The organism is Neobacillus sp. NPDC093182 (genome assembly GCF_044754045.1).
Map to the genome: position 1 here is coordinate 104,688 of NZ_JBIVOI010000007.1, position 14,045 is coordinate 118,732.

Genomic DNA, 14,045 nt, shown 5'->3' on the forward strand with positions numbered 1-14,045 from the left:
TCCTCCTTAAGATTTCTTACAAAATAGTCGTTCCTTCACCTGTTTACCTGTTTCTGTCGTTGCTAGACCTCCAAGCGCTGTTTCCCGAAGTGTCCGAGGCATATCTTTTCCGATTCGATACATCGCTTCAATCACTTCATCACACGGTATGCGGCTTTCAATCCCTGCCAGCGACATATCAGCCGCTGAAAATGCGATAGAGGTTCCAATTACATTACGTTTAATGCAAGGCACTTCAACAAGACCCGCAACTGGATCACAAACTAATCCTAAGAGTGACTTCATGGCAATGGCAGTCGCATTGACAGCCTGCTGCGGTGTGCCCCCTTTTAACTCTACAATGGTTCCAGCGGCCATCGCTGTTGCAGATCCAACCTCTGCTTGACAGCCTCCCGCTGCCCCCGAAATGAATGAACGGTTTGCAATGATAAACCCGAGCATACTTGCTGTGAACAAGCCCATGACTAAATCTTTATAGGGAGTGCCATCATTTTTATGAAGCGAAAACAATACACCAGGCAATATGCCGGCAGCCCCAGCAGTTGGAGTGGCTACAATAACCCCCATCCGTGCATTGTTTTCAGACGTTGCCAATGAAAAGCTCATTGCATTGCTGACATAATTTCCTGACAGAGATTTCCCTTGCTGTACGTAATCATACATTTTCACGGCATCCCCGCCAGAAATTCCACTTGGTGCGGCTGAGGCATCTTTTATACCGCTATCAACGGCTTCTTTCATTTTGAGCAAGCGCTCTTCCATCATGCTAATAATGGTCTCTTTGTCTCTTCCTGATTTTTCTGTTTCCATCATTAGCATGATTTCACCAATGGTTTTTTGTTCTCTTTCACAAACCTCAATCAGCTCTTTCATGGACTGTATCTTCATCATATTGCCTCCATCAGTACTTTCCCTCTTGGTTGGTAAGAACGGGCAAGGACCGTAAAGTCATCGCCTGCACTTAAACGAATATCTACCATCATCTCGTTAATCATAAAGATTTTGGATAAGCCGCCACCAAGTGACGCACCACCAACCTTTATAAGACGATCATCGTGTTTCACTGTTACCAAAGTTGTATTCGGGTGATCATAGTACTCACAGCTATCTTCAAATTCGAAATGGTACTGCATCCCAGCCTCTTTTGCCCACTCCAATGAATGTTTTATCCTTGTATCGTCGGTGTCCATCCCAAGCAATCCGCCAAGAAGTGCTTTATCTGTTCCATGTCCTTGGTAGGTTTCAGCAAAGGAATCATAAAATACAATATTGACCTCTTGCGGATAATCTCCTACAAGTTCATAAATAAATTTCCCAATCGATACGACACCGGCTGTATGTGAACTCGACGGTCCGACCATAATAGGGCCAATAATGTCAAAACAACTCTGAAATTCCATCCTCATGCTCCCTTCTTATACTGTGATTGCCTGTTGAAATAACGGATAGGCACTACAAATGGCTTTGGTTGTTTCTTTTGCTTTCTCAAGAACGACTTTGTCGCCTTTGCTCTTCAGAACAGCTGCGATGACTTCCCCGATTTTCACCATTTCATCCTGCTTCATACCACGCGTCGTTAAAGCCGCAGTTCCCATGCGGATACCACTCGTTACAAATGGCTTTTCTGGATCATATGGAATCGTATTTTTATTAACCGTAATGCCGGCTTCTTCTAATAACTTTTCTGCTTCTTTTCCAGTTAAATTCCACGGACGTAAATCTAATAGGACAATATGATTATCGGTTCCACCAGAAACAAGCGCTGCGCCTTGCTTTTTTAATGTTTCTCCTAATGTTGCTGCATTTACAATGATTTGTTTCGCATAGTCCTTAAAGCTTAGCTGCAATGCTTCATTGAATGCAACGGCCTTAGCCGCAATAATATGCATCAGCGGTCCGCCTTGAATTCCTGGGAACACCGATTTATTAATGGCTTTTATCATTTCTTCATCATTTGTTAAAATAATGCCGCCGCGCGGTCCTCGGAGCGTCTTATGCGTAGTACTCGTTACAACATCCGCATAAGGAACCGGTGATGGATGAAGACCCGCTGCAACTAGTCCTGCAATATGCGCCATATCCACCATTAATTTTGCGCCAACTTGATCTGCAATTTGTCTAAACCGTGCAAAATCAATCGTTCTAGGGTAAGCGCTTGTTCCGGCAATAATCAATTTAGGTTTTTCTTTTTTCGCGATCGTTTCCAGTTCATCGTAATCAATCAATTGAGTATCTTCTCTGACACCATAGGACACTACCTCAAACCATTTTCCTGAAACACTAACAGGACTTCCGTGCGTTAAGTGTCCGCCATGTGAGAGGTTCATCCCCATCACTTTATCACCAGGTTGAAGGAGAGCGAAAAATACAGCGAAGTTTGCCTGCGCACCTGAGTGAGGCTGAACATTGGCATATTTAGCACCAAACAACTGAGTTAGGCGGTTAATGGCAACTTGTTCTGCCACATCGACAAATTCACATCCACCATAGTAACGCTTCCCTGGATAGCCCTCCGCATATTTATTCGTCAACACACTTCCCATTGCTTCTAAAACATCTTGACTTACGAAATTTTCAGAGGCAATCAGTTCCAACGTTTGATGCTGACGCTGCTGCTCTTTCTGAATTGCTTCAAAGATAGTGGAATCATTTTGTTGTAAACTCATTCCCGTTTCCCCCTTGATTGTTGTATTGGCTACCTCTTCTGTGATTAGAACCTTTTTTTTGCACGCAAAAAAGGACAGAAAAGGGTAGCACTAGGCTTTCTTCTACCCTTCTCTGTCCTTTTACCTGAGAGTTTAAGTCCGATTAAGAACCTTCCCCTTTGGTGGCATATAACGTATATGCGCTCTCCAGAGCTGCGTCCAATTGTGGTTCCATCTACCTGAGAGATTTGTTCCAAGGGTCTTTTTGGAACTTGCTCCTTCGGTGGCGTGTAAATTTGCACTCTCCCACAACCATCTTCCGCTTATTCATTTTTATTATTTTCAGAATAATAGTAACACTTATACAAGTCAAGCTTTTTGTAAGCGGAAACATTTTTATTTTAAAAAATCCGCCTAATTTCCTACTACTTCTTGTTGATTCTCCTGCTCCACATCATCTGTCTTCTTGATCATCATCTTATAAATCGCTATCAGCATGATGAACCAAACAGGTGTTACAAATAAGGCGATACGAGTGTCTTCCGCAAGCCCAAGTACAACTAGCACAAACGCTAAGAAAGCAAGGATTAAGTAATTGGAAAATGGATAGAGCGGTAATTTAAATTTGTTCACTTTCGCTAAATCTGGTCTGGTTTTTCTGTATTTTAAATGACTGATGACCGTAATTCCCCAAATAAAGAGGAAACATACAGTAGAAATACTTGTAATCAGCGTAAAAACTCCTTCTGGCATCACATAGTTCAATATAACGGCAATTAGAATGACTATAGTGGAGAAGAACAATGCATTGGAAGGTACTTTACGGGAATCCAGTTTCGCTAATGGTACAGGTGCATTTTTGTCTTTGGCAAGCGCGTATACCATCCTGCTTGTACTGAAGATGGCGCTGTTACAAGCCGATGCTGCTGAGGTTAGGACAACAAAATTGACAATACCAGCCGCTGCTGCTATGCCAACTGCCACAAAGACTTGGACAAATGGGCTTTTCGCTGGATCAATCGCATTCCACGGATAAATACTCATGATGACTATGAGGGCACCAATGTAGAAAATCAAAACTCGTATAGGGATATTATTTATTGCTTTTGGGATTACTTTCTCTGGGTCTTCTGTTTCACCTGCTGTAAGGCCAACAAGTTCAATCCCAACAAACGCAAACACTACCATTTGGAATGACAAAATAAAACCATTAATGCCATTCGGGAACATGCCGCCGTGGCTCCATAAATTCGTGAAACTAGATGTGCCTGAATTTGTGGAAAAGCCTTTAACGATCATGAATATCCCAACCACAATTAGTGCAAGAATCGCAATGACTTTGATTAAGGCGAACCAGAATTCCATTTCGCCAAATAGCTTTACGGTTGCTAAGTTCATAAAGAGCAGAACGACAAGTGCAATTAATCCTGGCATCCACTGTGGTACGTCCGGAAACCAAAACTGTGTATAGAGACCAACGGCTGTTAAATCGGCCATTGCGATGGAAATCCAGCAAAACCAGTAGGTCCATCCCGTAATAAATGCTGCCATATTACCTAAATAGTCTCTAACAAAATCAACAAAAGAATGATATTTCAAGTTGGATAGAAGCAGTTCTCCGAGTGCACGCATGATTAAAAAGCAAATGGTACCTGTAATCAAGTACGCAAATAAAATCGATGGACCTGTTAAATGAATCGATTTTCCTGCTCCTAGAAATAATCCTGTTCCAATAGCCCCGCCAATAGCGATAAGTTGAACGTGCCTGTTTTTTAAACCCCGCGACAATTTTTGTTCCTGCAAATGAATCCCCTCTTTCTTCTTTTCCAGGATAGGTAATATCCCTATAAAAGTTTAATTTACTTAGTCAAATCGGCAGAAATAAGCGCTTACATTTTTTAAAGTAAATACTTTACCTGATCAACCTTATTGGAAACCGAAAAATATGGACTCCCCAACTATTCGTTTTGCGTTTAACACCCTCCTTTTTCTGTTTTTCTCTATTTTTCTCCACAAAAAAAGGACAGAGAAAAATAGGCGTATCCCTATTTTTCTCTGTCCTTTTACCTGAGAGTTTAACTCCTTTGGTGGCACATGGCGCTCTCCAGAGACGCGTCCTATTGTGGTCCTTTTACCTGAGAGATTGAGCCCAATTTTGGGACTTGCTCCTTCGGTGCTAAACAATGCGTTTAGTCTCTCCCACAATAATCATCCGCTAGTATGAATATAAATATATACTAGTTTATCAAAATCAAGATGTCAAATTAATTTTCAGAATTTAAACACTATTATAAATTAACAGAAGCAAACCTAGCTTTTTTTTGGGGATTATGACGCGACTTCGACTGTGTTAATCTCGGTTTTTTCATTGGATTTTTTCAAGTATTCTAAAACTCGCTGGGCCATTTGTTTATAGCCGCTTGTGTTTGGGTGAAATTCATCCTCCGCCAATAAGTCCATGTTAGTATTACTGAATAAGTCTTTTGTTGGAATATACCTTACATTATCATATTCTTCTGCAAGAGATACTCCTGCGTCATTCCAATGGTCAATGATCATGCCAAGTTCTTTTATTTCACCAAAATGGCGTTCAAATGGATTATAAAAACCTATTAAGTAAATTTGGGTATCTGGATTTAGATCATTAATTTTATTAAAAATGGCCTTTAATCGCTCTATATATTTCACCCTTTCCTCTTGGAAGGGTTCCATCGTAACATTCATAAAATTGGATTTTAATACATTCATAATGTCATTCGCGCCAATTGTGATTAGAACAATATCAGCCTCTTTAATGGAGGAAGCTACGTCTTCTTTCTCCAGCCTTTTCAGTAGTTGGTCTGTCCGGTTTCCTTTTTTACCATAGTTTTCTACGGTGATATTTAGGTTTTTGTCTTCAAACGTGTGATTAAGAATTCCCACATAACCGCCGTTCTCTGATTCATCTCCAATACCTTCGGTTAGAGAGTCACCGATTGCCACAATCTTCTGATCTCTCTTAAGAAAGTTTAGTGCAACTTCGACAACTTCCCTGACCTTATCCTTAATATTTTCCGTAATTGGCTTATCACTCTCGTCTGCTTGTTCAGTTTGTACCTGTTCTTCAGCTTTAGTATCTTCAACTGCCTTATCTACTGTTGTTTGTTCTTTATGAGCAGAAGCAACCGCCTTGACACTTTCCACCTTTGTTTGATTACGATCTGGCAGAAGTAAATATAGACAACCACTAAATACTAAGATACCAATCATAATACTCATCAGCGTTTTTTTTCTCTTCAAAATCCATCACACCTATTACTATTGTAAAATTATAATCTAACAACTTCATAATATATAGTTATTCATTTTATCATGCATGGCAACATTCCGAAAGAAATCTAAGGTAGTTTATTCCTTCCAGATACCCTATAAAATGGATTGTTAAACATACATAACCCCGTTCTAAGAAAGAACGGGGTTCGATTACGTTTTTAAAGTTGTTTTTAGAAACGTCTTTCGTAGTGTATTACTCATTAACTGAAGGCATTTCGTTAAAGAACGTAACATCCTCAATCGGAAGACGTGTAGTAGGATGTCCTGGTTTCGCTGCTTTACCAATAGCAATTAGCATGACCGGCACATACTGCTCGGAAATTCCGAACGCTTCAACGAACTTCGCTTTATCATATCCGCCCATTGGTACAGTGTCGTACCCTTTGGAACGCGCGACAAGCATGAGCTGCATCGAGATGAGGCCGCCATCGGTAAATACAATTTGGCGAGCCACTTCAGGCGGTAAGTTTGAATACATGCCGACGGTTCGTTCGATGAATGAGTTAGCCGTATCAGCTGGCATATAGCCTGCTTCAACAGCTTGTCCATAAATTTTTTCTGCTTTCTTGTAGCTTTCCACATCGCCAAGTACCGCAATCACGGCAGAAGCTTCGACTACTTGTTGCTGGTTAAATGCGATGGGCAAAAGCTTTTCCTTTAATTCCGGTTTATCGATGACTAGAAAACGCCATGGCTGCAGGTTCGAAGACGAAGGTGCCAACGCTGCCAGCTCAAGTATTTCAGTCATTTCTTCACGTGAAATCTGCACGGCTGGATCGTATGCACGGACAGATCGACGTTCACGAATAACATCTAAGAACATTTGCTGTTCAATTTTTTCTATAGTTTGAGAGTTTGACATTATAATTCCTCCTAGTAATAACATGATTGTTTCGTTCAACTCTACTATGAACATTTTTATAAATTTCTTATATTAGGAAGGGTCTTTAACCCTATGTGTGAAAAAGATACTTTGTATCCTACTAAGTTACCTTACTCACATTGAATACAATTGTCAAAACTAATGCATTGGTAACTTAATAAAGATGATGTGTAGTACAGGAGGTATAGCAAATTTTTGCTTGATTCATATATATGGTACTATTAAATATTATTAGACAAGCTGGTGGTGTTGATATTGGAACCGAAATGGCTGGATTGGGCGAAACAGCTTCAATCCATTGCGCAGGCGGGATTAACGTATTCAAAAGATGTTTATGACTTGGAGAGATTTGAATTAATTAGAAATATCAGCGTTGAGATTTTAGCGCATTATACAGAAATGGACAGGCCTGTAATCAAAGATTTATTTGCTGGTGAAACTGGTTACGCAACTCCTAAAGTTGATATTAGGGCAGTGGTCTTTCAGGATGATAAAATACTAATGGTCCGTGAAAATACTGATGGAAATTGGGCATTACCCGGAGGCTGGGCTGATATTGGACATACCCCAAGTGAGGTCGCTGTTAAGGAAGTAAAAGAAGAAGCAGGATTTACTGTAAAACCGATCAGAGTAATAGCGGTAACCGATAAAAAGTGCCATCCACACCCTCCGTCTGCTTATCATGTTTATAAAATATTTATACAATGTGAAATAATTGGCGGGCAGCCAGCTAAAGGAATCGAGACCAGTGAAGTGAAGTTCTTTGCGGAAAACGAACTGCCTCCCCTGTCAATAGCTAGGAATACGAAATCACAAATTGAGATTGCATTTAAATACTTAACAAATCCCGATCGAGCGGTTTATTTTGATTAAATTAAGTTGCCAGCTTTCTTATATCTTTAAATGTTAAAAACCAAGATGAACTTAAATTACATCTTGGTTTTTCATTTCTATTATTAATGCCTCGTATCTTCACAGCTTTTATTAAGTTTAATAGATTCTCTGAATTGGTCCATATTAAAATTTTTACCTGGACAACTTTTTGCCATGCCATTTACTTCACGATGTCCAATAATTTGAGGAGTTGATATATGATATTGATCTAAAAGGAAAAGGCAGAGTTTACTCAATGATTTTAGCTGCTCTATTGAGGGAGTATGAATATCAAAATTCCCTGCTAAACATATACCAATTGATATTTGGTTATATGAATAGGCGTGTGCTCCGACATGATATCCTCTACCTTTCATGATTTCACCGCTTTCCTCAATAAAAAAATTGTACCCTATTCCACTCCATCCACGATCATCCTGATGAAACCTGTGGGTCTTATTAACATCCCAACCTATTTCTTCGGTATGGTGCACAATGATGTACATGACATCTTTTAGTGCTACAAGCGGTTCCTTAAACGATAAATTACTATCTTTAATCCATCCTGGTTCTCCTTTCATGTAGACCTCTCCTCATCACATAAGCTAATCATGATCCCTGACTTATCATCTGAACGAAGATTATTTTTTTTCTCATATCTTTCTAATTCGATAGAATATACTTCTAAACCGATTGTTTGTATCCTTTTAAATGTTTCTTCCATTGAACATTTTGGATAAAAAAGGCCATCTGTTATTAATAATAATCTTTTGATTTCACTGGTAGTGACTTGACCATGCTGAATAAAATTTACTACTTCTTCTTTTCCATTGGCTACAGTGTACCCATATTCCTTATTAGCTAATGAACGATTAAAGATCAGCTGGTGAGTACGATCCTGAAAATACTTCTCATCTGGAAGTTTAACTCCTTGCTTTCTTAGTTCCTCACGCCATGCCTTCGCTCGATAACTTATATCTTTTACGGTATCCCTTGTTAAGGCTTTTATGGTTCCGTTTTGATATTCAGCAATGATCATACAATCTCCAAGCTGAACATAAGAGATCTTTCCTTCTTCTTCAACCTTTATCATTGCAGCACATGTGGACCAAAGTTCTTCATATTTTTCCTGATTCACCTTGTATTTTTGCATGCGCTCTCTCAACATTTTATTAGCAGCCACTACCCCTTCCACTAATGTAAGGTGACTTCTGTAGAGTTGTAAGAAATAATCCTTAAATAAATTTGAAGCTACATATGCACCGTTCATTCCTTTTTCATCTTTGAATGGCACTAATGGAGTTGCGCCATCAAAAACCCCATATACATTTATCTTTCCATTTAATACGATTGAATCTTCACTGACCCTTTTATGAGGGGAAGCTTTGAATAAAGACTCAATTATCATTGGTCGTTCACCTTCTTTCTTTCGATTAACAAAAAAATCAATAAACTAAATTTACATATTATATGACTTAATAGACATTTGAAACATAATTAATCACCAACTTAATAAAATCAATTTACAAATTAATAATTTAAATATTTTTTTTAAAAAAATTAATTTTTATTATTTACTATTTGAATTTATCGATATAATCAAATCAACAAATTGTCCTGTCTGCAGCAATACATTGAAGATTATGAAGCTGCAGTGCTCTCATTGTCACACTACGATTGAAAATGAGTTTGAATTAACCAAGTTAGCGTCCTTATCAAAAGATCAGCTACATTTTGTGGAAGTATTTTTAACATGCAGAGGAAATATCAAAGAAGTTGAAAAAGAACTGGGAATTTCGTATCCAACGGTCCGAAGTAAGCTAACTGACATCATCCCTTGGATATGTGCAAAAAAAGAAAAATGAAGTAGACGAGAAAAAGGTTGTCACTATGTTGGAAAATGGCGAAATCACACCAGAAGAAGCCATTAAGCTTTTAAAAGAGGAATAGGAGGATTTGACCATGAAAGAAGAAATTGCAAGAGTATTAACCATGGTGCAAGAAGGGAAAATTGATGCAGATAAAGGATCAGAACTGATTCAAGTATTAAAAGAGAAAGAAGAAGCAGGAAGTAAGCTAGTAGAAAAACCGACTAAATATGTCGATAAAACATTAAAAATTCGTGTTGTATCAGCTGAAAATGATAACGTTACCGTGAATTTGCCCATAAAACTTATCAAGGTAGTATTAATGGCTGGACATAGCATCGCTGCAAGTATTCCTCAGTCAGAAAAATATGTAAAGGATCTTGACATAAATCTGATCGGTGATACCGTTTCTGTCATCATTGAATAGTGTAATTGCTAATGCTGCATATAAAAGTTAAAGCAAAAGACGTTCGGTTTACCATCCCAATTCCATATGCCATTCTAACCGTTTGTAGTTCAATTTTGTCTTCAAAGCTTTTACATCAATACGCAAACAAATGGACGAAAGAACATTTTGAAAGAAAAAAACTTGACCTTACAATTCCACAGATAGATAAAGAAATGCTAAAGCCAATCATCAAGGAACTGAAAAACCATAAAGGTTTGGTGCTGGTAGATGTCAAAGCTAAGGATGGTACTGAGGTTAAGGTAAGATTGTAAATTTTAATGATTGCTGTAAGATTTCCCTCAAAGTAAAACGCGAATCACTTGATACCAAGGGATTCGCGTTTTCTTATTTCTGATAAAGGCAGGAATTAATATTCCATATGTAATCTTGTTCCATTCCTTCTTACAAATTATTATTCCAAATGACAAACACCCATTTCCCGCCCATACATACCATAAATAAAAATGGCAGGAGGTCGTTTTATGGAGAAGGAACAAGCATCTGTTTCAAATTCCTCAAGGTCCAAATGGCAGACTTTTGAAGTGATTGGTATATTGTTAGTCTTTGGGTCATTGATTTTGCTTTTATTCGCTCCTAATTCACTTTCAAACCTGTTTGATACGATTATCAAAGAAGTAAAACCGATTGTTGTCGATATTTTTCTAACAAGTGAAGTTGGGATTGCCATTATTGTAAGCGTTATTGTCGGTCGCCTTTTGGAGCGATTAGGATTTACGGATGGCTTAATTCGCCTATTTGTTCCTATTATGAAGTGGTTCAAGATCAATCCTTCCGTGATTATTCCAAGTGTCTATAATATCCTTGGAGATATTAACGCTGCTGGAAAAATCTCAGGTCCGATTCTTGTGAAAGCAAATGCCACTAAAGCCGAGCAAAAAATTGCTGTCGCGACCATGATTCAATCTCCACAATCCTTTGCAACGTTTGTATTAGGACTTATCGCACTATCCGCATTTAGCATTAAAGCCTTTCCACTCGTAATCTTATCGATTTTTGCCCCAATCATCGTCGTACCGTTTCTCTTATCTAGAACCATTTACCGGGATACCAAAAAAGTGGAGCTTGAGGAATTACCACGTTTTACACCTACTACAAAGTTTTTGCAAACCATTTTCTCATCTGCTAAAGAAGGCGTTGAACTGTTGTTTTTAATCATTATTCCAGCCGTTGCGGCCGTCTTTTTCTTTATCGGAGCCTTAAAATTCATAGGTGTTTGGAGCCTCATAGAATCTAGCTTATCTTCTGTTCTTACATTCCTAAGTATTGAACCTGCAACTGGAATCGTGTCCATTCTCGCCGCTCCGACACTTGCCGTTGCTCAGCTTGCGGAGCTCGCAAATACCATTGATCCACGCCTAATTGTTGGCTCATTCGTCTTAGCCAATTCTGGTTTGCCATTATCCGTTATCTTTGGACAGGTGCCTGTCACCTGGGCCGAAACATCTGCCCTAAATGAAAAAGAAACATTAGAAGCGGCCATTATTGGCACCGTTCTTCGAATTATTACTGCATGTATCTTGGGTTATTTTTTAACTCCATTTTTGGTGTGACGAATGATGAAATACATGATTCGTGGTAAGAAACTCGTAACAGTTAGTCAGCTGGGGACACTGAAGGATGGTGCAATGGTCATTGAAAATGGAAAAGTTGCTGCGATTGGCAGTTGGGAGCAGTTGAAGGAGGATTATCCTGATAGTGATGTGATTGATTGTTCGAGTTTTGTAATTACCCCCTCCTTGGTCGATTGTCATACTCATTTACTAGAATTTGCACCCACCTCACTCTATCCCGTAACGCCAGAAACTCATTTTTTAGCAGGTAAAGCCCTTCTCTTACATGCATTATCATCGGGTATTACGGCACTTGGAGAGCAGATCTGCGGTCATCCGCTATGCGATTTTTCTAAAGAAGATTATCAAAAAGCTGTTCACGATCTTCCGCTTGATATAACGTTTGCCACAACGAGTATTTCGATAGGTTTCGAAAATTTGGCGCATTTTACCTCTATCACACAATCACGGGGAGTTACACAATGCGATTTATCCGACCCAGTTCTCGTGCAAATGATTGCTCTTGAAAGTGACTATCCAGGAGAAAATATTTTTATCAACGCCACACCAGCAAATTTTACCGAAAAGGAAGTACCACGTGCTGGTGAAATCATTTACACGCTCGAGGAGTTACAAAAGATCGTAAACATCTATCATCGATTAGGAAAACGAATGGGCGCTCATGTTGCAGGCGAAGAAGGAATTAAACTTGCCTTAGAGTCAGGAATCGATGTTCTGCACCATGCACATGGAATTACAGATGAACAAATTCAGAAAGCAGCAAAACAAGGAATTAATATCGTTGCAACTCCAATGGGCGGTACACATTTACAGCCGAACTCTCCAGAAGAAATTCTAAATTTTGTAGAAAAAGACATACCTGTATCCATTGCAACGGACTCCTATCTCCCACCCTATCTTGGAACATCATGGCTGCCATTTCAAGACCAAGCATTAAAAGGGCCTGATGTCTTAATGATGATTGCACAGCCAGCGATGCGGCTATTAAAGAAGCATCATTATGATGAAAATAAGATTCTATCACTATTAACAGACAATCCTGCTAAGCTATTAGGAAAAGACGATGTGTTCGGTCGACTAGAAGTTGGTTTAGAAGCCAACTTTTTAGTAGCTGAGGGTGTACCTGGATTAGAAATTACCGAGATTGATAAGATAAGGAAGGTTTACTATAAAGGAGTTAAAGTAATGGAGAGGAATTAAAAACAAAGTGCCAGGCACCAACCCAAAAAACTGGATGGCGCCTGGCACTTTGTCTCATTTTATTTCTAATTAAATTTAAACGTTTGCAAATTCTTTTTCTAAGACACTTTCAACTGGTACATATTTATATCCGAGATCTTTAGCTACTGCTTCATAAGTAATTTCACCTTTAGCTGTGTTTACTCCAAGCTTTAATGATGGATTATCCATAATTGCCTTATAAACGCCTTTATTGGCTATTTGCAAGGCGAACGGAATCGTAACATTGGTTAGTGCGATTGTAGATGTCCTAGGGACTGCACCTGGCATATTAGCAACAGCGTAATGAATAACACCGTACTTTTCATAGGTTGGTGAATCATGTGTAGTAATATGGTCAATCGTCTCGACGACCCCACCTTGATCAATTGCCACGTCAACAATTACTGATCCTGACTTCATCGTTTTAACCATATCTTCCGTTACAAGTTTAGGAGCTTTGGAACCCGGAATTAATACAGCGCCTACCAAAAGGTCAGCCTCCCTAACTGCCTCTGCAATGTTATATGGATTGGACATAAGTGTTTTTATTTGGTTACCAAAGATATCATCTAATTGGCGTAATCGATCGGCACTAAGATCAATAATCGTTACCTCCGCTCCTAGTCCTATAGCCATTTTTGCCGTGTTCGTTCCAACTACACCTCCACCAATAATGGTAACTTTCCCTCGATTGACACCTGGTACGCCAGCTAGAAGAATCCCTTTTCCACCATTCGATTTTTGTAAGAATTGTGCCCCAATCTGTGCCGCCATTCTCCCAGCCACCTCGCTCATTGGCGTCAATAAAGGCAAAGTTCGTTGATCCGAAACTGTTTCGTACGCAAGCGCTAGTACTCCTTTTTCTTTTAGCGCTTTTGTTAAAAATGGTTCTGCTGCTAAGTGTAGGTATGTGAATAAAATCAACCCATGACGAAAGTAGTTATACTCACTTGGAAGGGGCTCCTTTACTTTTAGGACCATCTCGGCCCTAGCCCAAACGTCTGAGGCTTGATTCACGATTTCCGCTCCTGTTTTTTGATAATCCTTGTCAGTAAAACCACTGCCAGCTCCAGCATTTTTTTCAATTAAAACTGTATGACCAGCTTTTACAAATGTAACAACCCCCGCTGGTGTGATCGCCACTCGATTCTCATTATTTTTAATTTCCTTTGGTACACCAATAATCAAGATATCCAATCCTCC

Annotated in this window: 14 protein-coding genes, 1 pseudogene and 3 riboswitches; of the genes and pseudogenes, 6 read left to right on the forward strand and 9 right to left on the reverse strand. The window is 39.2% G+C overall.

Annotated features, from left to right (window positions below; all coding sequences use genetic code 11):
• Window positions 1–6: 6 nt before the first annotated feature.
• From sdaAA to ACIQAA_RS14275, 6 genes are all read right to left on the reverse strand, one after another.
• Window positions 7–888 (reverse strand): L-serine ammonia-lyase, iron-sulfur-dependent, subunit alpha, encoded by an 882-nt coding sequence (gene sdaAA, locus ACIQAA_RS14250; protein WP_402620517.1) that lies wholly within the window; start codon window positions 886–888, stop codon window positions 7–9.
• The gene (locus ACIQAA_RS14255; RefSeq protein ID WP_402620520.1) at window positions 888–1,400 is read right to left on the reverse strand and encodes a serine dehydratase beta chain; all 513 of its coding nucleotides are present in this window, start codon (window positions 1,398–1,400) and stop codon (window positions 888–890) included. The genes sdaAA and ACIQAA_RS14255 overlap by 1 nt, the downstream gene beginning before the upstream one ends.
• Before the next feature lie 15 nt (window positions 1,401–1,415).
• Window positions 1,416–2,666, reverse strand: coding sequence for a serine hydroxymethyltransferase (gene glyA / locus ACIQAA_RS14260; RefSeq protein ID WP_402620522.1), 1,251 nt, complete (start codon window positions 2,664–2,666; stop codon window positions 1,416–1,418).
• A 195-nt stretch (window positions 2,667–2,861) separates the two neighbouring features.
• A riboswitch (glycine riboswitch) is annotated at window positions 2,862–2,964 on the reverse strand.
• A 95-nt stretch (window positions 2,965–3,059) separates the two neighbouring features.
• Window positions 3,060–4,448 carry an amino acid permease gene (locus tag ACIQAA_RS14265; protein WP_402620524.1) on the reverse strand — a complete coding sequence of 463 codons (1,389 nt, stop codon included), beginning with the start codon at window positions 4,446–4,448 and terminating at the stop codon, window positions 3,060–3,062.
• A 249-nt stretch (window positions 4,449–4,697) separates the two neighbouring features.
• Window positions 4,698–4,756: riboswitch (glycine riboswitch) on the reverse strand.
• 2 nt (window positions 4,757–4,758) lie between these two features.
• A riboswitch (glycine riboswitch) is annotated at window positions 4,759–4,857 on the reverse strand.
• A 116-nt stretch (window positions 4,858–4,973) separates the two neighbouring features.
• The gene (locus ACIQAA_RS14270) at window positions 4,974–5,924 is read right to left on the reverse strand and encodes an SGNH/GDSL hydrolase family protein (RefSeq protein WP_402620527.1); all 951 of its coding nucleotides are present in this window, start codon (window positions 5,922–5,924) and stop codon (window positions 4,974–4,976) included.
• Between the two features lie 226 nt (window positions 5,925–6,150).
• Window positions 6,151–6,819 carry a nitroreductase family protein gene (locus ACIQAA_RS14275; protein ID WP_402620530.1) on the reverse strand — a complete coding sequence of 223 codons (669 nt, stop codon included), beginning with the start codon at window positions 6,817–6,819 and terminating at the stop codon, window positions 6,151–6,153.
• Window positions 6,820–7,095: 276 nt separating this feature from the next.
• On the opposite strand from ACIQAA_RS14275, the gene ACIQAA_RS14280 reads away from it, so the two are divergent.
• Window positions 7,096–7,713, forward strand: a complete 618-nt coding sequence (locus tag ACIQAA_RS14280) for an NUDIX hydrolase (RefSeq protein WP_402620532.1) — start codon at window positions 7,096–7,098, stop codon at window positions 7,711–7,713.
• 83 nt (window positions 7,714–7,796) lie between these two features.
• On the opposite strand, the gene ACIQAA_RS14285 is transcribed toward ACIQAA_RS14280, so the two are convergent.
• Complete coding sequence (locus tag ACIQAA_RS14285; RefSeq protein WP_402620535.1) at window positions 7,797–8,294, reverse strand: peptidoglycan recognition protein family protein; 498 nt, start codon at window positions 8,292–8,294, stop codon at window positions 7,797–7,799.
• Window positions 8,291–9,121, reverse strand: coding sequence for a protein phosphatase 2C domain-containing protein (locus tag ACIQAA_RS14290; protein ID WP_402620538.1), 831 nt, complete (start codon window positions 9,119–9,121; stop codon window positions 8,291–8,293). The genes ACIQAA_RS14285 and ACIQAA_RS14290 overlap by 4 nt, the downstream gene beginning before the upstream one ends.
• Before the next feature lie 235 nt (window positions 9,122–9,356).
• Between ACIQAA_RS14290 and ACIQAA_RS14295 the strand changes: the two are divergent.
• The 5 genes and pseudogenes from ACIQAA_RS14295 (at window position 9,357) to ACIQAA_RS14315 (ending at window position 12,821) form a co-directional block, all read left to right on the forward strand.
• Window positions 9,357–9,663, forward strand: a pseudogene (locus tag ACIQAA_RS14295) (DUF2089 family protein).
• 12 nt (window positions 9,664–9,675) lie between these two features.
• On the forward strand, window positions 9,676–10,008 hold the full coding sequence (locus ACIQAA_RS14300) for an SHOCT-like domain-containing protein (RefSeq protein WP_402620541.1): 333 nt from the start codon (window positions 9,676–9,678) through the stop codon (window positions 10,006–10,008).
• Between the two features lie 11 nt (window positions 10,009–10,019).
• The gene (locus ACIQAA_RS14305; RefSeq protein ID WP_402620544.1) at window positions 10,020–10,301 is read left to right on the forward strand and encodes a hypothetical protein; all 282 of its coding nucleotides are present in this window, start codon (window positions 10,020–10,022) and stop codon (window positions 10,299–10,301) included.
• Between the two features lie 210 nt (window positions 10,302–10,511).
• Window positions 10,512–11,600, forward strand: coding sequence for a hypothetical protein (locus tag ACIQAA_RS14310; protein ID WP_402620546.1), 1,089 nt, complete (start codon window positions 10,512–10,514; stop codon window positions 11,598–11,600).
• Between the two features lie 3 nt (window positions 11,601–11,603).
• The gene (locus ACIQAA_RS14315) at window positions 11,604–12,821 is read left to right on the forward strand and encodes an amidohydrolase family protein (RefSeq protein ID WP_402620549.1); all 1,218 of its coding nucleotides are present in this window, start codon (window positions 11,604–11,606) and stop codon (window positions 12,819–12,821) included.
• Between the two features lie 75 nt (window positions 12,822–12,896).
• Here the strand turns inward: ACIQAA_RS14315 and ald are convergent, their stop codons facing one another.
• Window positions 12,897–14,030 (reverse strand): alanine dehydrogenase, encoded by a 1,134-nt coding sequence (gene ald, locus ACIQAA_RS14320; RefSeq protein WP_402620552.1) that lies wholly within the window; start codon window positions 14,028–14,030, stop codon window positions 12,897–12,899.
• Window positions 14,031–14,045: the final 15 nt, after the last annotated feature.